Source organism: Curtobacterium sp. MCJR17_043 (genome assembly GCF_003224315.2).
Classification (GTDB): Bacteria; Actinomycetota; Actinomycetes; order Actinomycetales; family Microbacteriaceae; genus Curtobacterium.
In genome coordinates this window covers 1,421,317-1,441,682 of record NZ_CP126259.1, presented here as the reverse complement: position 1 = coordinate 1,441,682, position 20,366 = coordinate 1,421,317, and the positions used below count along the sequence as shown (strand labels likewise).

Annotated in this window: 13 protein-coding genes and 5 pseudogenes; 11 read left to right on the top strand and 7 right to left on the bottom strand. The window is 71.5% G+C overall.

Annotated features, from left to right (window positions below):
• The first annotated feature begins 227 nt into the window (after positions 1–227).
• A complete protein-coding gene (locus DEJ15_RS07590) occupies positions 228–833 on the top strand; it encodes a vitamin K epoxide reductase family protein (RefSeq protein ID WP_110823830.1) in 606 nt (201 codons plus the stop codon).
• Positions 834–933: 100 nt separating this feature from the next.
• Positions 934–1,800: a DsbA family protein gene (locus tag DEJ15_RS07585; RefSeq protein WP_110823829.1), complete on the top strand. Its 867-nt coding sequence runs from the start codon at positions 934–936 to the stop codon at positions 1,798–1,800.
• Between the two features lie 99 nt (positions 1,801–1,899).
• On the opposite strand, the gene ndk is transcribed toward DEJ15_RS07585, so the two are convergent.
• The 4 genes and pseudogenes from ndk to ileS form a co-directional block, all read right to left on the bottom strand.
• Complete coding sequence (ndk, locus tag DEJ15_RS07580) at positions 1,900–2,319, bottom strand: nucleoside-diphosphate kinase (protein WP_110823828.1); 420 nt, start codon at positions 2,317–2,319, stop codon at positions 1,900–1,902.
• Positions 2,320–2,352: 33 nt separating this feature from the next.
• Positions 2,353–2,700, bottom strand: coding sequence for a DUF4233 domain-containing protein (locus DEJ15_RS07575; protein WP_284176177.1), 348 nt, complete (start codon positions 2,698–2,700; stop codon positions 2,353–2,355).
• 66 nt (positions 2,701–2,766) lie between these two features.
• The gene (locus DEJ15_RS07570; RefSeq protein ID WP_110823826.1) at positions 2,767–4,224 is read right to left on the bottom strand and encodes a bifunctional folylpolyglutamate synthase/dihydrofolate synthase; all 1,458 of its coding nucleotides are present in this window, start codon (positions 4,222–4,224) and stop codon (positions 2,767–2,769) included.
• Positions 4,221–7,481: pseudogene (gene ileS, locus DEJ15_RS07565) on the bottom strand (isoleucine--tRNA ligase). The gene DEJ15_RS07570 and the pseudogene ileS overlap by 4 nt, the downstream one beginning before the upstream one ends.
• A 240-nt stretch (positions 7,482–7,721) precedes the next feature.
• Between ileS and DEJ15_RS07560 the strand changes: the two are divergent.
• Positions 7,722–8,801, top strand: coding sequence for a cation diffusion facilitator family transporter (locus DEJ15_RS07560; RefSeq protein ID WP_284176059.1), 1,080 nt, complete (start codon positions 7,722–7,724; stop codon positions 8,799–8,801).
• A 13-nt stretch (positions 8,802–8,814) separates the two neighbouring features.
• Here the strand turns inward: DEJ15_RS07560 and DEJ15_RS07555 are convergent, their stop codons facing one another.
• Positions 8,815–8,994 (bottom strand): hypothetical protein, encoded by a 180-nt coding sequence (locus DEJ15_RS07555; RefSeq protein ID WP_284176058.1) that lies wholly within the window; start codon positions 8,992–8,994, stop codon positions 8,815–8,817.
• Positions 8,995–9,792: 798 nt separating this feature from the next.
• Positions 9,793–10,392: a TetR/AcrR family transcriptional regulator gene (locus DEJ15_RS07550; protein ID WP_181419396.1), complete on the bottom strand. Its 600-nt coding sequence runs from the start codon at positions 10,390–10,392 to the stop codon at positions 9,793–9,795.
• A 31-nt stretch (positions 10,393–10,423) separates the two neighbouring features.
• Here DEJ15_RS07550 and DEJ15_RS07545 point away from each other — a divergent pair.
• From DEJ15_RS07545 to DEJ15_RS07525, 7 genes and pseudogenes are all read left to right on the top strand, one after another.
• Positions 10,424–12,077: pseudogene (locus DEJ15_RS07545) on the top strand (ABC transporter substrate-binding protein).
• 66 nt (positions 12,078–12,143) lie between these two features.
• Positions 12,144–12,836, top strand: a pseudogene (locus DEJ15_RS18135) (ABC transporter permease family protein); the annotation flags it as partial.
• A gap of 13 nt (positions 12,837–12,849) precedes the next feature.
• Positions 12,850–13,137, top strand: coding sequence for an ABC transporter permease subunit (locus DEJ15_RS18130; RefSeq protein WP_349814852.1), 288 nt, complete (start codon positions 12,850–12,852; stop codon positions 13,135–13,137).
• Positions 13,138–13,284: 147 nt separating this feature from the next.
• A complete protein-coding gene (locus DEJ15_RS07535) occupies positions 13,285–13,911 on the top strand; it encodes an ABC transporter permease subunit (protein ID WP_349814851.1) in 627 nt (208 codons plus the stop codon).
• Complete coding sequence (locus tag DEJ15_RS18125; RefSeq protein WP_349814865.1) at positions 13,818–14,093, top strand: ABC transporter permease; 276 nt, start codon at positions 13,818–13,820, stop codon at positions 14,091–14,093. Before DEJ15_RS07535 ends, DEJ15_RS18125 begins: the two co-directional genes overlap by 94 nt.
• Positions 13,997–14,584, top strand: a pseudogene (locus DEJ15_RS07530) (ATP-binding cassette domain-containing protein); the annotation flags it as partial. The gene DEJ15_RS18125 and the pseudogene DEJ15_RS07530, both read left to right, overlap by 97 nt.
• A 403-nt stretch (positions 14,585–14,987) precedes the next feature.
• Positions 14,988–15,758: an ABC transporter ATP-binding protein gene (locus DEJ15_RS07525; protein ID WP_284176054.1), complete on the top strand. Its 771-nt coding sequence runs from the start codon at positions 14,988–14,990 to the stop codon at positions 15,756–15,758.
• 115 nt (positions 15,759–15,873) lie between these two features.
• On the opposite strand, the gene proP is transcribed toward DEJ15_RS07525, so the two are convergent.
• The gene (gene proP / locus DEJ15_RS07520) at positions 15,874–17,415 is read right to left on the bottom strand and encodes a glycine betaine/L-proline transporter ProP (RefSeq protein ID WP_110823819.1); all 1,542 of its coding nucleotides are present in this window, start codon (positions 17,413–17,415) and stop codon (positions 15,874–15,876) included.
• Between the two features lie 274 nt (positions 17,416–17,689).
• Between proP and valS the strand changes: the two are divergent.
• A pseudogene (gene valS / locus DEJ15_RS07515) lies at positions 17,690–20,276 on the top strand (valine--tRNA ligase).
• Positions 20,277–20,366 lie beyond the last annotated feature (90 nt).

The window sequence follows — 20,366 nt, the reverse complement described above, 5'->3', positions numbered from 1 at the left end:
TGCGTGACCGGTCCGTCTTCTCCGCGTCCGTCGTCGTGGGCACCCGGCTCACGGCGGCTCGGCGTCGGAGGTGACGCGTCGTCCGGTCACGGTGCTCTCTCACAGCACCATCACGTCCGGGCGGTGGCCCGGCAAGTTCTCGTCGTCGCCCGGATCGGCCGGGTGACTCCCCCCATCATCGCACGCGGTCACGGAGAACGCCGGGAGCCCCGTGCGAAGATGACGCCGTGAGTTCCACGCCTGTCGCTCCCCGCCGCCCCGTCGCCGTCGCGATCCTGCTGCTCGTCACCGGCGTGGTCGGGCTGTACGCGGCGTTCCGACTGGTCCTGGACGAGTTCGAGAAGTACGAGAACCCGAAGGCCGTCCTGTCCTGCGACGTCAGCCCGTTCGTGAACTGCTCGAACGTCATGGCCAGCGCGCAGGGACACCTGTTCGGGTTCCCGAACCCGCTGCTCGGGCTCATGGGCTTCGTCGCCCCGATCGCCGTCGGCGTGGTGCTCCTCGCGGGCTTCCGCGGGACGAGGTGGTTCTGGACGGTCTTCAACGCGGGCGTGTTCCTGGCCTGGGTCTTCGTCACCTGGCTGTTCACGCAGACCGTCTGGTTCATCGGCTATCTCTGCCCCTGGTGCATGCTCGTCTGGGCCATGACGATCCCGATGTTCTGGGTGTTGACGATCTGGAACCTCGCGAAGGGGAACCTGCCCTTCGGTGACGGGGCCCGTCGCGTCGGACGCGCGCTGCTGCCCTTCTGCTGGGCGTTCCCGCTGGCGAACTACCTGTTCATCGTCGTGGTGATCCTCGTGAAGTTCCCGACGGTGCTGACGACGCTCTGACGCCCGCAGCGGTCGAAGAGATGACGTGTCACCGGATTCCGGGGTGCTTCCCAGCGCCAGGGCCCGGTCCCGACGCCCGCTGGCATTACGCTCGTTCCCGATGAGCGACAACGAGAGCAAGAAGGCGCGCCGGAACGCTGCGCGCGAGCGTGCCCGCGAGGCCCGCCAGAAGGAGCAGGCCCGCCGGCGTCGGAACAAGACGCTGACGATCAGCGCGATCATCGTCGGGTCGCTCGCGGTCGTCGCGGTCGTCGTGCTCGTGATCGCGAACTCGATCCAGCCCGTCGGCCCGGGGCCGAAGAACATGGCGAGCGACGGCATCGTCCTCACCGGCGAGAGCGGCAAGATCGTGCCCGTCGAGACGAAGGCCATCCCCGAGGGCGGGGAGCCGACGCCGACGAAGCAGGACGACTCGGTCACGAACATCACCGTGTACGAGGACTACATGTGCCCGATCTGCAACCAGTTCGAGACCGGGAACATGGACCAGATCAAGCAGTGGGTCCAGGACGGCACGGCCACGCTCGAGGTGCACCCGTTCAACCTGCTCGACCGCGCCTCGCTCGGTTCGAAGTACTCGACCCGCTCCGCCGCCGCCGCGGCCTGCGTCGCGAACTACGACCCGGAGGCCTTCCTCGACGTCAACAGCGCGTTCTACGAGAACCAGCCGTCGGAGAACACCCGCGGGCTGAGCAACGACAAGCTGGCCGACATCGCGAAGCAGGCCGGCGCGACGAACGAGAAGGTGCAGTCCTGCATCACCGACCAGGAGTTCGCGGGCTGGGTCGCCGACGCCACGAACCGCGCGCTCACCGAGCCGCTGCCGAACTCCGACCTGCCGAAGCTGACGGGCACCCCGACCGTCATCGTCAACGGCAAGCAGTACAACGGCCAGGGCACGAACTCGTGGGCCGACGCCCAGGCGTTCGCCGCCTTCGTCGAGGCGAACGGCGCGTCCGCGAAGTAACCCGAGCGCCGGTACGAGGACGGCCCCCGCACTCCGAGGAGTGCGGGGGGCCGTCGTCGTCCCGGTCGGACACCGTCGGACCGGGACAGGTCAGTCGGATCAGGCGAACCAGAGCCCGAGCTCGCGGGCGGCGGACTCGGCCGAGTCGGAGCCGTGCACGAGGTTCTGCTGGACCTTGAGACCCCAGTCGCGACCGAGGTCACCGCGGATGGTGCCGGGGGCGGCCGAGGTCGGGTCGGTGGTGCCGGCGAGCGAGCGGAAACCGGCGATGACGCCGTTGCCCGCGACGCGCACGGCGACGAGCGGGCCGGACTGCATGAACTCCACGAGCGGTTCGAAGAACGGCTTGCCCTGGTGCTCCTCGTAGTGGCTGTCGAGCAGCTCGCGCGGCGCGGTCAGCATCTTCAGGTCGACGATCTCGTAGCCCTTCGCCTCGATCCGGCGGAGGATCTCACCGGTGAGCTGGCGGGCGACGCCGTCGGGCTTGACGAGGACGAGGGTCTCTTCGAGTTCGGACACAGCGGGACTCCCTGCGGTTCGAGGTGGGATGGATCAGTCCTCGCCGAGTGCGGCGCGACGGGCGGCGTTCTGCCGGTCGAGCTGACCGCCCTTGACGAAGCAGAAGACCCACAACGCCAGGAACACCAGGCCCACCACGACCATGAAGGGCTCGATGAACCCGGTGGCGAGGATGGCCGCCTGCAGCAGCCATCCGAACCCTACACCGGCCCGGGAACCGGTCATCCGGGACGCGAGGAGGAGCACGATGATCGCCGCGATGCCCCCCGCCGAAGGCGACGGCGGCCGGCAGCGTGTGCTTGCCGTAGACGACGAGCATCGGGAAGAAGAACATGAACGCCTCGAGGCCCAGCGTGATCGAGAGCAGGCTCTCGCGGGCACCACGGTCACGACGCGGGCGTCGGACCCGGGGTGCACGCGGCGGCCGGGAGGCACGCCCTGCGTCCGTCACTTCGTCCCGCCTTCCCGGTGCACCAGGTCCATGACCGCGCCCACCATGACGATCGACCCGGCGACGAGGACCATGGCGTCCTCGGCGTCCGCGTCGTCGGCCAGGTCACGGGCCTCCTGCAGGGCGCCGGCGAGCGACGGCTCGACGACGACCCGGTCGTTGCCGACCTCGTCGACGACGACCCGGGCGAACTCGTCCGCGTCCAGTGCACGCTCCCCCGGCGGCTGCGTCACGACGAAGGTCGCGACGGTGTCCTTGAGCGCACGGACGAACCCGCGGGCGTCCTTGTCGCGGAGGATCCCGACGACGCCGACGACGTGCTCCGACGGGAACGCCACCGGCAGCGCGTCGGCGAGGGCTTTGGCACCGTGCGGGTTGTGCGCGGCGTCGACCACGACGGTCGGCCCGGTCGCGATCGGCTGCAGGCGGCCCGGGCTCGTCGCGTTCGCGAGGCCCTCGCTGAGGACGTCCTCGTCGAGGGCCTGGCTGCCGCGGCCGAGGAACGACTCGACCGCGGCGATCGCGACGGCCGCGTTGTGCGCCTGGTGCGCGCCGAACAGCGGCACGAACAGGTCGTCGTACGCGCCCGCGATGCCCTGCACGCTGACGAGCTGCCCGCCGACGGCCGGGGTGTCGCTCGTGACCCGGAACGCCGACCCCTCCACCGCGAGGGCCGACTCGGTGAGTTCGGCCGCGCGCTCGAGCTCCGCGAGGGCCTCGGGCGTCTGCGCGCTCGTGACCACGGACGAGGACGGCTTGACGATGCCCGACTTCGTCCGGGCGATCTCGGCGACGGTGCTGCCGAGCTGCTTCGCGTGGTCGATGGCGATCGGGGTGAACACCTGCACCTGGCTCTGCACGACGTTGGTGGAGTCCCACTCGCCGCCCATGCCGACCTCGATCACGGCCACGTCGACGGGTGCCTCGGCGAAGCACGCGAGCGCCAGCACGGTCAGCGCCTCGAAGAACGTCAGCGGCTGCTCACCCTTCGCGGTGAGCTCGGCGTCGGTCATCTCGAGGATCGGGGTGATGTCGTCCCAGTTCTCGACGAACCGGCTCGGCTCGATCGGTTCGCCGTCGATGACGATGCGCTCCCGGATCGACACCAGGTGCGGGCTCGTCATGAGTCCGGTGCGGAGCCCGTGGGCGCGGACGATGCTCTCGGTCATCCGGGCGGTCGACGTCTTGCCGTTCGTCCCGGTGATGTGGATGACCGGGTACGCCAGGTGCGGGTCGCCCAGGAGCTCGACGGCACGACGGGTCGCGGTCAGACGCCGTTCGGGTGCCTGCTCCCCGATCCGGGCCATGAGCGCCGCTTCGACCCGCCGGACCTCGTCGTCGTCCCCGCCGTACGGCAGTTCCTCGCCGGGAGCGGTGTCGCCCGCCGGACCGACGGGGATCTCGATCCCGTCCGCGTCCTCCGCGGGGACCTCGTACTCGTTGCTGTCGCTCATGCGCGCTGGACCTCCACGGTCACCTTCGCTTCGTCGCCGACCGCGACGGTGTCCTCGTCCTGACCGAACGTCGTGGGCACGACCTGTACTCCGCCGGCGAGGGTCTCGTTCGCGATGAGCGTCTCGTGCACGCCGATCGCGGCTGCTGCCGTCTCGTCCGCACGGAGCGTCAGGACGATGCGGTCACCGACGTCGAGACCGGCGTCGCGTCGGGCCTGCTGCACGGCACGGACGACGTCGCGGGCGATGCCCTCGGCTTCGAGCTCCGGCGTGGTGACGGTGTCGAGGACGACGAACCCGCCGCCGTCGAGGAACGCCACGGCCTTGGACGTGTCGGCCACGGTGAGGTCGAGCGTGAACTCGCCCTCGACGAGGTCGACGCCGCCGACGGTCACGCCGGTCTCGGTCGCGGTCCAGTCGCCCCGCTTGGCGGCCGGGATGACCTGCTGCACGGCCTTGCCGATGCGGGGGGCCGGCAGCGCGAGCGTTGACGGTGAGCTTCCGCTCGATGCCGTACTGCGCCAGGGACTCCTCGGCTTGCTGCTCGAGCACGACGCGCTTGACGTTGAGCTCGTCGCGGAGGATGTCCGCGAACGGCTCGACGGCCGCGGTGTCCGGCACGACGAGCGTCAGGGTGGCGAGGGGCAGACGGACGCGCTTGCCGGTCGCCTTGCGGAGCGCGAGGCCCTTCGACGCGACGTCCCGCACGCGGTCCATCGCCGCGACGAGGGCGTCGTCCGCGGGGAACTCGTCGGCCGACGGCCAGTCGGTCAGGTGCACGCTGCGGTCACCGGTCAGGCCCTTCCAGACCTCCTCGGTGACGAGCGGTGCCAGCGGCGCCGCCACCCGGGCGAGCGTCTCGAGGACCGTGAACAGCGTGTCGAACGCGGCACGGGCCTCCGGGGGAGGACTCGGCGCCGGCCCAGAACTTGTCCCGCGACCGCCGGACGTACCAGTTGGTGAGCACGTCGGCGAAGTCGCGGATCGCCTGCGCGGCCAGCGGGGTGTCGAGCGCGTCGAGGTGCGTCGTGACATCGGCGACGAGCACGCGGGTCTTCGCGAGGAGGTACCGGTCGAGCACGTCGGTGCTCGCGGTGCTGCGGGTGGCTCGGTACCCCTGATCGCCGGAGGCGTTCGCGTAGAGGGTGAAGAAGTAGTACGTCGACCACAGCGGCAGGAGGAACTCGCGGACGCCCTGTCGGATGCCCTCCTCGGTGACGACGAGGTTGCCGCCGCGGATCACCGACGACGACATGAGGAACCAGCGCATCGCGTCGGCGCCGTCGCGGTGGAACACCTCGGACACGTCCGGGTAGTTCCGCAGGCTCTTCGACATCTTCTGCCCGTCGGACCCAAGCACGATGCCGTGGCTGATCACGTTCGTGAACGCCGGACGGTCGAACAGCGCGGTCGAGAGCGCGTGCATGACGTAGAACCAGCCGCGGGTCTGCCCGATGTACTCGACGATGAAGTCGGCCGGGCTGTGGGTGTCGAACCACTCCCGGTTCTCGAACGGGTAGTGCACCTGGGCGTACGGCATCGAGCCGGAGTCGAACCAGACGTCGAACACGTCGGTGATCCGTCGCATCGTCGACCGCCCCGTGGGGTCGTCCGGGTTCGGCCGTGTCAGCTCGTCGATGAACGGCCGGTGCAGGTCGACCTCGCCCTCGGCGTTGCGGGGCAGGCGGCCGAAGTCGCGCTCGATCTCCTCGAGCGAGCCGTAGACGTCCTGACGCGGGTACTCCGGGTCGTCGGACACCCACACCGGGATGGGCGTGCCGAAGTAGCGGTTGCGGGAGACCGACCAGTCGATGGCGTTGCCGACCCACTTGCCGAACTGGCCGTCCTTCACGTTGTCCGGCACCCAGGTGATGTCCTGGTTCAGCTCGCCCATGCGGTCGCGGAACTCGGTGACGCGGACGAACCACGACGAGACGGCCTTGTAGATGAGCGGCTTGCGGCAGCGCCAGCAGTGCGGGTAGCTGTGCTCGTACGACGCCTGGCGGAGGAGCCGGCCGGCGTCACGGACGGCCTTCGTCAGGGGCTTGTTCGCGTCGGACCAGAGCATCCCGGCGACCTCGCCGAACTGCGACGTGAACAGGCCGCCCTCGTCGAGGGAGAGCACCACGGGGATGCCCGCGGCCGCGCAGACCTCCTGGTCGTCGGCACCGTAGGCCGGGGCCTGGTGCACGATGCCGGTGCCCTCGCCCGTCTCGACGTACTCGGCGACGAGGACCTTCCAGCCGTTCTCCATGCCCTCGGTCTCCGACAGGAAGTCGAACAGGCGCTCGTAGGTGACGCCGTCGAGCTCCCGGCCCTCGATCGTCCGGCTGACGGCGTCGACGGCCTCCTCGGCCGAGGCGTAGCCGAGGTCCTTCGCGTGCGCGGCGACCGTGTCGGACGCGAGCAGGTACGTCGCGGAACCGGCGGCGCCACCGTCAGCCGCGCCTCCCGGCCCGGCCGGCAGGACCGCGTACGCGATCGCCGGACCGACCGCGAGCGCGGCGTTGGTCGGCAGCGTCCAGGGGGGTGGTCGTCCAGGCGAGGGCGCGGACGCCGGTCAGCCCGAGCTCCTCCGCACGCGCACCGGTCAGCGGGAACGCGACCGTGACGGACTGGTCCTGACGCATCTTGTAGACGTCGTCGTCCATGCGGAGCTCGTGGTTCGACAGCGGGGTCTGGTCGTTCCAGCAGTACGGCAGGACCCGGAAGCCCTCGTACGCCAGGTCCTTGTCCCACAGCGTCTTCCATGCCCAGAGGACGCTCTCCATGTACGTGACGTCGAGCGTCTTGTAGTCGTCCTCGAAGTCGACCCAGCGCGCCTGACGAGTCACGTACTGCTGCCACTCGTCGGTGTACTGCAGGACGGATCGCTTGGCGGCTGCGTTGAAGACGTCGATGCCCATGGCGTCGATCTCGTGCTTCTCGGTGATGCCGAGCTGCCGCATCGCCTCGAGCTCGGCGGGCAGACCGTGGGTGTCCCACCCGAAGCGGCGGTGCACCTGCTTGCCACGCATGGTCTGGTAGCGCGGGAAGACGTCCTTCGCGTACCCGGTCAGCAGGTGGCCGTAGTGCGGCAGGCCGTTGGCGAACGGCGGGCCGTCGTAGAAGGTCCACTCGTCGCAGCCCTCGCGCTGGGCGATGGAGGCACGGAAGGTGTCGTCGCCCTTCCAGAAGGCGAGGATGCCGTCCTCGACCGAGGGGAAGGACGGGGACGGGGTCACGCCGTCGGGTTCGGAGTTCAGCGGGTACCGCACGGGAGGCTCCTGGAGGTCGGTGGAACTGGACCACGAGGACGGAGCCTGCGCTCCGCGGTACCACCTCGCTTGCCACGGACCGGCGCGCAACGCCTGCTCGTGACCACTCTGCGTCGGGGTGGTGTCGGTCCCGAACCCGCCCGGTTCTAGTGACGACCCCGTCGGTGCCGTGTTCTTCCGGGAGGCTCCCCGGTGATGGCCGGATCGATGCCTGTGGGACCGACTCTACCGGACGGGAGCATGCTGGAGCGATGCCCTCGTCGTCGTCCCCCCGAGGCCCCGGAGACCGCTCCGGACGCCTCGTCCTCGCAGCAGAAGCCCGAGTCGCTGCTCACCGTCCTCATCGCCTTCGGGGCGAACCTGCTCGTCGCGATCGCGAAGTCGGTCGCCGCCCTCGTGTCGGGCTCGGCGTCGATGGTCGCCGAAGCCGCGCACTCGTGGGCGGACACCGGCAACGAGGTGTTCCTGCTCGTCGCGGAACGGCGGGGTGCCCGGAAGCGCGACGCGAGACACCCGCTCGGGTACGGCCGCGAGACGTACATCTGGTCGATGTTCGCCGCGTTCGGGCTCTTCACCGCGGGCGCGATCGTCTCCATCACGCACGGCATCGGCGAGCTCGGGGACACCGGCCCGGCCGAGGACGTCACCCTCAACTACATCGTGCTCGCGGTGTCGTTCTGTCTCGAGGGCACGAGCTTCCTGCAGGCGTTCCGGCAGGCCCGCGGCGCCGCGACGAAGCGCCGGGTCCCGGTCCTCCGCCACGTGCTGCAGTCCTCGAACCCGACGCTCCGGGCCGTGTTCGCCGAGGACGCCGCCGCCCTGGTCGGCCTGGTCATCGCGTTCCTCGGGGTCTTCCTGCACCAGGTCACCGGGCTCGCCGTGTTCGACGCGATCGGGTCCATCGCCGTCGGGCTGCTGCTCGGGGTCGTCGCGATCGTCCTCATCGACCGCAACCGCCGGTTCCTGCTCGGGGAGAGCACGTCCCCGGAGCTCGAGAACGCCGTGCTCGTCGAGCTGCTCGCCCGGGAGCAGGTGGAGAGCGTGAGCTACCTGCACCTCGAGTTCGTCGGGCCGTCCCGCGTCTACCTCGTCGCCGCGGTCGACCTCGTCGGCAACGACACCGAGGAGCACGTGGCCGCTCGGCTCCGCCGGATCGAGGACTCGCTGGAGCAGAGCCAGTACGTCGAGGAGGCGGTGCTCACGCTGTCCGTGCCGGGCGCCCCGGTCCTGCGGCCGACGAGCGACGACATCCCGGACGTGGTCCGGGACGGCACGGTCGAGGACGTGGCGTCCGGCGGCGCCGGCACGCTCCGCGCCTGACCCCCCGGGACGGTCAGCAGTCGTCGTTCGTGAACTCCAGGTCGACGGTCTGGTCAGAGCCGGTGAAGACGTAGGAGTACCGCATCGCGATGTCCTCCTCGAGGATGTCGCGGGTCGCGTCCGTCGAGCAGAGGTTCGACAGCACCGAGTCACGGATCGTGCGTTCGGAGACGGCGGCCGGGTCGGCGTCCACCCGGTAGCGGTAGTGGATGGCCTCGTCCTCGGCCTCGACCCCGGTCCACGTCGTGATCTCGTCGACCTGCCGCGGGAACGTGGTCTGCTCGGAGATCTTGGCGACACCCTCGTCGACGAGCTCCTGCTTGGACGGACCACCGAACGAGGCGAAGCCCCAGCGGACCAGCGCGGCGGCGACGACGAACGCCAGGATGCCCGCGATGGTGACGAGCGCTCGGCGACCACGGGACTGCTGCGGGGGCTGGGTCCCGAACGCCGCGGCACCGCCGGGCTGCGCGACCGGGGCGCCCGGACCCTGCCAGGGCTGCTGCGGGCCGCCCGGGTACTGCTGCCCGGGGACCTGCGGCGCCGGGGGGCGCCGGATCCTGCGGAACCCCGGTGCGCGCGTCCCGCCCGCCGGTCCACTGCGGTGCCGGGGGGCACCTGGCCCTGGTCGGCCGGGAGGCCCTGCCCGCGGTCCGACAGACCGTCCGGCCCTCCGGTGTGGTCCGGATCCGGACCCGGTCCGGACGACGACAGCTGCTGCTGATCGGGTGTGTCGGACACGGGTCCCCCCTGATGTCGGTGGCCGTCCCCCCTCGGACGGCGCATCCCGAACCTACCAGCGGACCGGGGCGGGCAGACCGGTGCTCCGGCGCGGCCCGGACAGGGTCGGCCTACCGCCTACCGCCTACCGCCTGCCGTCTGCCGTCTGCCGTCTGCCGCCTGCGGCCTCGACCCGGCCGTGCCGGACCGGCACCTCGTTCCGGCACGGCCGGACCGGCGACAGCGGACCGGTGCGGCCAGACCGGTGCCGTCAGCGCGCGTCGAGCCCCGCGACCACGGGCGTCAGCGCGGCGGCGACGTACTCGACGAGCGGCCGTCGCGCGACGCCGTCCCGCACCCACACCCCGAACGCCGCGGCGGCGGCACCGAGCATCGCGCCCGCCACGGTCTGCGGCCACAGCGACCCCGCGTGCTCCCCGGTCCGACCGGCGACGAAGGACGCGACCGCCTGGTGCTGCGCGGTCACCCGGGTGGCGACGCTCGCGACGAGTCCGTCGCCGACGTCCATCACCTCGGCCTGCGCGATCGCCCAGGGCACGCGCTCCGGGTCGTGCGCCCGGGCGGCGGCGAGCAGGGCCTCCTCGACGGCACGGACGGCGCTCGACTCGGTCGAGGACGCCAGGTGCCGCGGCAGGTCAGCGACCGCTGCGTCGAGGTCGAGCCACATGACGTCGGACTTGGCGGTGAAGTAGTTGAAGAAGGTGGCCCGACTCACCCCGGCACGGGCGGCGATCTGGTCCACCGTGGTCCGTCCGTAGCCCTGCTCCAGGAAGAGCTCGGCGGCGGCGTCCGCGAGCACCTCGGCGCTCGAGCGGCGCGGTCGCCCACCGCGGCGGATCGGTTCGTCCATGCCTCCAGTAAAGCGCTAGACTCGGCCAGCCATGATCTTGGACCCAGTACAGAAAAGCCCGGCGCTGCGGCGCATCGTGACCGGCGTCGCCGGCGCGGCCACGATCCTCCTGGCCGTCACCGCGTGCTCCGGCGACGGTGCCGCCGGGGACAGCAGCACGCCCGTCAGCGGCGGCACGCTCACCTACGCCTCCGGCGACGCCGAGCCGACCTGCCTGGACCCGCACGTCGGCGGCAACTACCCCCAGGCGCTGCTGGCGACGCAGTACATCGAGGAACTGGTCGGGCTCGACGACGACGGGCGGCCGACGCCCGAGCTCGCCGAGAAGTGGACGACGAGCGACGACGGGAAGGTCCTCACGTTCACGCTCCGCGACGACGTCACCTTCACCGACGGCACCCCCCTTCGACGCCGCGGCTGTGGTCGCGAACATCGAGCACGTGCAGGACCCGGCCACGGCCTCGAGCACCGGGTACCTCGCCCTGCAGTCGATCGAGAAGGCGACCGCCACCGACGACCACACGGTGACGCTGTCCCTCAGCCGTCCCGACGCCGCACTGCTCGAGTCGTTCTCGCAGCCGTGGGTCGGTATGGAGTCCCCGAAGGCGCTCCAGCGGAAGCAGGCGACGAACTGCGAGTCCCCTGTCGGCACCGGCCCCTTCGCGGTCACCGGGTGGAAGCACGGCGACCGCGTCACGCTCGAACGGAACACGGCGTACACGCCGCTCGCCGGGTCGTCCACCGAGCCGCGCCTGGACGGACTCACCTGGCGGTTCCTGCCCGACTCGACCTCGCGGTACGCGGCCCTGCAGTCCGGCCAGGTCGACGTCATCGACAACGCCCAGCCCGACCAGCTCAAGGCAGCCTCGGCGAAGGGCAGCATCCGCGACCTCGACGCTCCCCGCCCGGGTGCGTCGAACCGTCTCGAGTTGAACTCGGGCCACGGCGTCTTCCGCGACGAGTCTGTCCGCGAGGCGTTCATCGCGGCTGCCGAGATCGACCCGGGCCTGCGGTCGCTCTTCCTCGGCACCGCGAAGCGCTCGTACTCCGTGCTGTCGAGCGTCGAGCCGACGTCGTACTCGGACGAGTCGTTGTTCGCGTACGACCCGGCCGAGGCGAAGCGTCTGCTCGACGAGGCCGGCTGGAAGACCAACAGCGACGGCGTCCGCGAGAAGGACGGGAAGACCCTGACCGTCACGTTCCCGGTGTCGACGAACCAGTCCGTCCCCGCCGAGCGCAGCCTGTTCCAGCAGATCCAGGCGTCCGAAGCCGAGGTCGGCATCGAGGTCCGGCTGCAAGAACTCGACCTGTCGAGCTGGTACGCGGCACTCGCGGAGAACCAGTACGACGTCGTCAGCGCCCCGTACACGAAGGTCGGCCCGGACGTCCTCCGCATCCTGTACGACTCCGCCTCGATCACCCCGGCACCGTCGGGCTACTTCGCGAACCTGGCGCAGCTCGACGACCCGGCCCTCGACGAACTGCTCGAGAAGGCGTCGCAGACCTCGGACGCGAACGAGCGAGCGGAGCTGGTCGAGCAGGCACAACGGACGATCCTCGAGAGCCGGACGGTCCTGCCGCTCTACGACCAGCAGAACCACTTCCTGTACCGCTCGGCCGTCCACGGCATCTCGACCACGTCGGTCTCGACGCCGTGGTTCGGCACGGCGTGGATCGCGCGCTGATCTCCTTGCGTCGCATTTGGGCCCACGCCGCCGGTTCCCGGCGGACGCGCCAGCGGCCGACAGGCCGTGCCGGTGGGGAGGGGTCCGGTGCCCGGCCGGCACGCCAGCCCGCCCGTGCGGGCTGGGTGCGCTGGACGGTGCGCCGCGTCCTCGGCGGCATCGGGGTGCTCTGGGCCGTCGCCACGATCGTGTTCGTCGCGATCCGTCTCATCCCGGGGGGACCCCGCCCTCGCGATCCTCGGCGGGCCGGGGTCCCAGGCGTCGGCCGAGGCGGTGGCCCAGGTGCGGTCCGAGTACGGGCTCGACCAGCCCGTCCTCGTGCAGTACCTGGTGTTCCTCGGCCGTCTGGCGGCGGGGCAGCTCGGGGACTCGTACGCCTTCCGGACGCCGGTGTCGACGCTCCTCGCGCAGGAACTGCCCGTGACGCTGACCCTCGCGGTCGCCGGGCTCGGGGTCGCCTGGCTGCTGGCGGTCGTGGCCGCGTGGTGGTCGACGCAACGAGGCCGGACAGCGGCGTTGCTGACCACCGGCCTGGCCGTCACCGCCAGCGTGATGCCGCACTTCTGGCTCGGCAGCGTGCTCATCGTGGTGTTCGCCAGCTCCCTGGGGTGGGTGCCCGCCGTGAGCGACGGCACGCTGCGCGGCTGGGTCCTGCCAGTGCTCGTCGTCGCGGTGCCGGTCGCCGGGTACCTGGCCGAGACGATCCGCGACGGCGTGGTGGACGCGCAGCGGTCCGCCTTCGCGCTGGCCGCCCGGGGTCGGGGCGAGTCCCGTGCCGGACTGTTCGGTCGGCACCTGCTCCGGCACGCCGCACTCCCCCGGGATCGCCCTGTCCGCCTGGGCCTTCGGGTCGCTCGTGTCCGGGGCCGTCGTCGTCGAGTCGGTGTTCGCGCTCCCCGGGATAGGCCGGGCACTCGTGACCGCGGTGACGCAGCGGGACATGCCGCTCGTCGCAGGGATCGCGCTCGTGTCGGCGGCGGCGTACGTCGTCGTGCTCGCCGTGGCCGACCTCGTCGAGCGCGCAGTCGACCCGCGCGGCGGCGAGGCGGAGGCACGGTGAGCGGCATCCTCGACCCGGGCCTCCCGTCCGGCACCGAGCCGGTCGCTCCCGGACCCGGCACCGACCCCGACGGCAGGTCCGGCGGCACGCCGACCAGGCCGTCCGAGACGTTCGGCGCACGCGCCGGACGCCGGTCCGAGCGATTCCGTGGGGGGGACGCTCGGGCCGGCAGGCACCATCGCGGCCGCCGTGGTGGCGGTCGCGGTGGTCGCCGCCCTGTGGCCGGCGCTGCTCGGCGGCGCGCACCCGCTGGCGGTCTCCCCGGCCGAGGCCCTCTTGCCACCAGGCCCGGGTCGTCCGTTCGGCACCGACGAGTCGGGGCGGGACGTCCTGGCGCGGGTCGTCGCGGGGACGCGGGCGTCGCTCCTGGTCGGCGTCGTCGCCACGCTCGTCGGCGGCGTGACCGGCGTGCTGCTCGGCGTCCTGGCCGGGCTCGGTGGACGGGTGGTCGACGCAGTCGTCGGTCGGGTGACCGAGGTCGCCTTCGCGCTGCCGCTGCTGCTCGTCGCGCTCGTCGTCATCGCGGTGACCGGCCCGGGTCCGGTGCCGGCCATGCTCGCCGTCGGGTTCGCGACCGCGCCGGGGTACGCCCGGATCGTGCGGGGGGCTGGTCCGGACCGCGCGGGCGTCGCAGGTGGTCGAGACCGCCGTGCTCCTCGGCCGCTCCCCCCGCCGCGATCGTGTTCCGCCACGTGCTGCCCGCCGCCCTCTGGCCGATCATCGCCGTCGGCACGCTCGGCATCGGTCAGGCGGTGGTGTGGGCATCGGCCCTGAGCTACCTCGGCGTCGGGACACCGCCACCCGCGCCGGAGTGGGGCGCCATGCTCGCCGACGGCCGCACCTACCTGCAGACGGCCCCGTGGATGAGCACGTTCCCGGGCCTCGCGATCGTCGTCCTCGCGACCGCGGTGACGGTGCTCGGTCGGGCGCTCCGCCGACGTGGGGATGCTCGGTGAGCAGCGCCGGGACCGCCGAGCCCGTCCTCGACGTCGCGGGGCTCGCTGCCACCGTCGGGACGACGACGCTCGTCGAGGACGTCGACCTCCACGTCGCCCCGGGTGAGCTGGTCGCCCTGGTCGGCGCCTCCGGTTCCGGCAAGTCGGTCACCGTCCGGGCTGCGCTCGGGCTCTCCGCGGACGGCGTCCGCATCGGCGCCCGCCGGCTCGTGCTCGCCGGGCGCGATGTCCGAGCGTTGTCCGATCGGCGGTGGCGCGACGTCCGGGGACGCCTCGTCGGCTACGTCGGCCAGGAGGCCCTCGGCGCCCTGGACCCGCTCCGTCCCGTCGGGCGGGAGGTCGCCGACGCACTCCGGCTGCACACCGACCTGACCGCTCGCGAGCGTGTCGACGCCGTGGGAGCGGCGCTCGAGGCGGTCGGACTCGACCCCGCGCTCGCCACGGAGGGGCGCACAGCCGGGACACTGTCCGGCGGGATGCGGCAGCGTGCGCTCATCGCCGCGGCCACGATCGCGGACCCCGGGCTGCTCGTCGCCGACGAGCCGACGACCGCGCTCGACGCCGGCATCGCCCTCACCGTGATGGAGCAGCTCCGCGCGGCGCAGCTGCGCGGCACCGGGGTGCTCGTCGTGACGCACGACCTCGGGCTCGTCGCGGGGTGGGCCGACCGGGTCGTCGTGATGCACGGCGGACGGGTCGTCGAGGACGGGCGGACCGCGGACGTGCTCGGTTCACCCCGGCACGAGGCGACGCGCGCACTCGTCCGGGCGGCGCGGACGGCTGACGGCCCCCTGCGCGGCGGTCCGACCGCCGGCGTCCGCGGTGGCGACGTCCGGGCCGCAGGCGTCGTGATCGCCGATGCCGCAGCTGCCGGCCGTCCCGTCGAGACCCCCCGTGCTCGCGGCGCATGCACTCCGCCGGACCTACGCCGGGGTCCCGGCGGTCCGCGAGGTGTCGCTCCGGGTCGACCGTGGTCGGGTGCTCGGCATCGTCGGGGCCTCGGGTTCCGGCAAGACGACCGTGGCGCGGATGCTCCTCGGGCTCGAGACGCCCGACGACGGCGCGGTCGACCTCGGCGGCGAGCCCTGGGCGCCGCTGCCCGAACGGGACCGCCGCCATCGTCGCCCGCGGATCGCCGCGGTCGTACAGGACCCCGGCGCGACGTTCGACGAACGGTGGGACGTCGACCGGGTCCTCGCGGACGCGCTCACCGGCGGCCGGGCTCGGCGCGCGACCGGACCCCTCGGCGACCGGGTGGCGACGGCGCTCCGGCAGGTCGGGCTCGACCCCGCGCTCCGGCGTCGCTCCCCGCGCACCCTGTCCGGCGGGCAGCGGCAGCGGCTCGCGATCGCCCGGGCCCTCGCGACCGAGCCCGAGGTGATGGTGCTCGACGAGCCCGTCACCGCCCTCGACGCGACCGTGCAGGACGCCGTGCTGACACTGCTCGAACGGCTCCGGGACGAGACCGGTGTCGCGATGGTGTTCGTGTCGCACGACCTCCGGGCCGTCCGTCGCCTGGCCGACGACGTGCTCGTCGTGCACGACGGCACTGTTGTCGAGTCCGGTCCCGCCGACGAGGTCCTCGCCCGTCCGACCCATCCGGTCACCGAGAGACTCGTCCGCGCCGCCGAACGGCTCACCGCCGGCCCCACCGAGCCCGCCTGACCCGGGCTCCCGGAGCGGCCGGGACCGCCCCGACTCGTCAGGGGCAGAGGACGATCCGCGAGGGAGGCCCGCCCTGCGGACGCAGGACGGGCCTCCCGGCCGGGTGGTCGGCGGGTCAGGAACCGGCGGGTGCCTGCTCCTGGCGCGATCCTGGGGCGCTGCCGTCCTCAGGGACGACCGGGAACTGGCTCGTCGAGAAGTCCTTCGCCCAGTCGGACTGCGCGAGCTCCGAGGTCGGGTCGTCGTACTCCGCGATGACGTCGGCGACCTCGTCCTCGTGGGCAACCGTCGGGCCGGAGCCCATGAGCGGTGAGCTCGCCGTCTCCTTCGTGAAGTACACGGCGACCAGCCCGATCAGGGCGGCGAGCATGAGGTAGAAGGCCGGGATGTCCTCGGCCCAGCCGAAGCCGGCGTCCTTCGCCCCGGCGATGAGCGCCTGCGTCGCCAGCGGCGTCGTGCCACCGAAGAGGGAGACCGACACGTTGAACGCGATGGCCAGCGCGCCGTAGCGGATGATCGTCGGGAACAGCGCCGGGAGCGTCGACGGCATGGTCGACGTGAACGTCACCAGGACCAGACCGAGGATGAGCAGGCCGGCGAAGACGCCGGGGCCGGTGCCGGTCTGCACGAGCTTCAGCGCCGGCCAGGACAGCAGGATGAACCCGATGCATCCCGCGGCGAGCACGGGGCGACGACCGAACCGGTCCGACAGCCGTCCGCCGAACGTGATGACGACCATCATGAGGATCATCACGATGACGATGAGGATGAGGCCGAACGTGGCGTTCTGCCCGAGGTTCGTCTCGAGGTAGGTCGGCATGTACGACAGGAGCATGTAGTCGGTCACGTTGAAGACCAGGACGAGGCCGATGCAGACGATGAGCGAGCGCCAGTTCTCGGCGAAGAGCTTGAGGAACGGGGTCTTCTGCGACTCGCGCTCGGCAGCCTGCTCCTGCTGCTTCTGGAATGCCGGGGTCTCCTCCAGCTTGAGCCGCAGGTACAGCCCGATGAGGCCGAGCGGCCCGGCCACGATGAACGGGATGCGCCAGCCCCAGCTCAGCAGGGCGTCCTCGGGCATCGCGTACTGCAGGACCGTGACGATCGAGGCGCCGAGCACGTAGCCGGCGAGCGTGCCGAACTCGAGCCACGAGCCCATGAAACCGCGGCGCTTGTCGGGCGAGTACTCCGCGATGAACGTCGCGGCACCGCCGTACTCACCACCCGTCGAGAAGCCCTGCACGAACCGCGCGACGAGCAGCAGCACCGGCGCCCAGAAGCCGATCGTGTCGTAGGACGGGATCAGGCCGATCATCAGCGTGCCCGCGGCCATCAGGATCATCGTCAGCGCGAGGACCTTCTGCCGGCCGATCTTGTCGCCGATCGGGCCGAACACCGCGCCACCGATCGGGCGGACGATGAACGCGGCGGCGAAGAAGCCGAACGTGGCGACCAGGTTCGAGGTCGGGTCGCCCGCCGGCAGGAACACCTTCGAGATGGTGACGGTCAGGTAGGCGAAGATGCCGAAGTCGAACCACTCCATGGCATTGCCGAGCGCTGCTGCGGCGACGGCACGCTTGAGCAGCGACTCCTCGACGACGGTGACGTCGTCCTCGGTGAGCTTCCGCCGGGCGCGCTTGGCGGCGCCCTTCGTCCGCAACGGGCGGTCCCCGTGCGGCTGCGTCGATGTATCGTTCGCTGGCAAGTCGTTCCTCCGGTGTGCTGTGCGTCCTTCGGGCGTCCGACGAGGCGGCGACACTGGCGACCTGCGAGCCGCGCTCGCCGGACAAACCCCGGAAGCCTACCAGTCGGGCTCGTGGCGACGGGGCGACCACTACGCTGGAGGGACCCCGTCGAGCGCGGGGACACTCAGGCACCTCATCACGGACTCGGTGCCGCACATACGAACGGAAGGCGCAGCCATGACCAAGCCCATGCCCGACAAGCCATCGGTGGACGGACTCGAGCAGGTCTGGGGACCGCAGTGGGAGCAGGACGGCACCTACCGGTTCGACCGCGCCGCCGCCGGTGACCGGTCCGCCGTCTACTCGATCGACACCCCGCCGCCGACCGCTTCGGGTTCGCTGCACATCGGGCACGTGTTCTCGTACACGCACACCGACCTCAAGGCCCGGTACGAGCGCATGCGGGGCAAGCACGTGTTCTACCCGATGGGCTGGGACGACAACGGGCTCCCCACCGAGCGTCGCGTGCAGAACTACTACGGCGTCCGGTGCGACCCGTCGCTCCCCTACGACCCCGATTTCACGCCGCCGTTCGAGGGCGGCGACGGCAAGTCGAGCAAGGCCGCCGACCAGCTGCCGATCTCGCGTCGCAACTTCATCGAGCTCTGCGACCAGCTGACCGTCCAGGACGAGCAGCAGTTCGAGGAGCTCTTCCGCACCCTCGGGCTCTCCGTCGACTGGACGCAGTCGTACCGCACGATCGACGCGACCTCGCGTGCCAGCGCCCAGCGCGCCTTCCTCCGCAACCTCGAGCGCGGCGAGGCCTACCAGGCCGACGCCCCGACCCTGTGGGACGTGACGTTCCGCACCGCGGTCGCCCAGGCGGAGCTCGAGGACAAGGAGATGCCGGGCGCGTACCACGGCCTCGCCTTCCACAAGTCCGACGGCAGCGGTGACGTCGTCATCCAGACCACGCGCCCCGAGCTCCTGCCGGCGTGTGTCGCCCTCGTCGCGCACCCGGACGACGAGCGGTTCCAGGACCTGTTCGGCACGACCGTGCGCTCCCCGCTGTTCGACGTCGAGGTCCCGGTGCTCGCGCACCACCTCGCGCAGAAGGACAAGGGCGCCGGCATCGCGATGATCTGCACGTTCGGCGACACCACCGACGTCGTGTGGTGGCGCGAGCTGCAGCTGCCGAACCGCTCCGTGATCGGGTTCGACGGCCGTATCCGCTCCGAGGAGCCGGCGTGGATCGAGTCCGCCGAGGGCCGGGCGCTCTACGCCGAGATGGCCGGCAAGACGGTGTTCTCCGCCAAGAAGGTCGTCGTGGACGCCCTCACCGCGTCCGGCGAGCTCGTCGGCGACGTGAAGACGATCAACCACCCGGTCAAGTTCTTCGAGAAGGGCGACAAGCCGCTCGAGATCGTCTCCACCCGCCAGTGGTACATCGTCAACGGGGCCCGCGACGAGCAGCTCAAGGCGACCCTGCTCGAACGGGGGGAACCAGATCGCGTTCCACCCCGACTTCATGAAGGTCCGGTACGAGAACTGGGTCGGTGGCCTGTCCGGCGACTGGCTCATCTCGCGCCAGCGTTTCTTCGGCGTGCCGATCCCGGTCTGGTACCCGCTCGACGCCGACGGCAACCCGGTCTTCGACCAGCCGATCGTCCCGACCGAGGCGCAGCTGCCCGTGGACCCGTCGTCCGACCCGGCTCCCGGGTACGACGAGTCGCAGCGCGGTGTCCCCGGCGGCTTCCAGGGCGAGCTCGACGTGATGGACACCTGGGCGACCTCGTCCCTCACCCCGCAGCTCGCCGGCAAGTGGGAGACCGACCCCGAGCTCTACGGCCTGGTGTACCCGTACGACGTCCGCCCGCAGGCGCAGGACATCATCCGGACCTGGCTGTTCACGACCGTGCTCCGCAGCCAGCTCGAGGCCGACGTGGTTCCGTGGACGAACGCCTCGATCTCCGGCTTCATCGTCGACCCCGACCGCAAGAAGATGTCGAAGTCGAAGGGCAACGTCGTCACGCCGCTGTCGATCCTCGAGCAGCACGGTGCGGACGCGGTCCGGTACTGGGCGGCCTCGTCGAAGCTCGGGACCGACGCGGCCTTCGATCCGCAGAACCCGAAGCAGATCAAGGTCGGCCGTCGTCTGGCGATCAAGGTCCTCAACGCCGCGAAGTTCGTCTACGGCTTCGAGCTGCCGACCGGCGCACACCAGGTCACCGAGGCCCTCGACGTCGACATGCTCGCCGCACTCGGCACCGTCGTCGACCAGGCCACCGCGGCGTTCGACGGGTACGACCACGCCCGTGCGCTCGAGATCACCGAGCGGTTCTTCTGGACCTTCTGCGACGACTACCTCGAGCTCGTCAAGGAGCGTGCGTACGGCACCGCTGCGGACGCGACCCACGAGACCCAGGCGAGCGCGGTGCTCGCGCTCCGCGGCGCGATCGACGTCCTGCTCCGTCTGCTCGCCCCGTTCCTCCCGTACGCGACGGAGGAGGTCTGGGCCTGGACCCACGAGACCAGCGTGCACCGGGCCTCCTGGCCGACGCGTGCCGACCTGCCGGTCGACCAGGCCGAGACCGGTCTGCTCGCCGCCGTCGGGCAGGCGCTCATCGGCATCCGCGGTGCGAAGACGGCCGCGAAGGCGTCCCAGAAGACGCCCGTCATCCGGGCCGTCGTGCAGGCGCCCGCGGACCTCCGCGAACTGGTGGAGCGCGCGGCCGTGGACCTGGCGGCCGTCGGCCGCATCCAGGACCTCGCCTTCGTGGACGGCGACGAGTTCGCGGTCACCGAGATCGAGCTGGCCGAGCAGCCCTCGGCCTAGTCGGAGCACCCGGGCCGCGACCCGGACACCGAGGACGCCCCGTTACCGTGGAGACACGGGCGGGGCGTCCTGCGTCCCCGTCACCCACGG

Coding starts and splice junctions, on each gene's coding strand:
- DEJ15_RS07570 (WP_110823826.1), bottom strand. CDS start 4,224: ATGAGCGACAGCAACGAGTACGAGGTCCCCGCGGAGGACGCGGACGGG.
- DEJ15_RS07560 (WP_284176059.1), top strand. CDS start 7,722: ATGCTGGAGCGATGCCCTCGTCGTCGTCCCCCCGAGGCCCCGGAGACC.
- DEJ15_RS07585 (WP_110823829.1), top strand. CDS start 934: ATGAGCGACAACGAGAGCAAGAAGGCGCGCCGGAACGCTGCGCGCGAG.
- DEJ15_RS07550 (WP_181419396.1), bottom strand. CDS start 10,392: ATGGACGAACCGATCCGCCGCGGTGGGCGACCGCGCCGCTCGAGCGCC.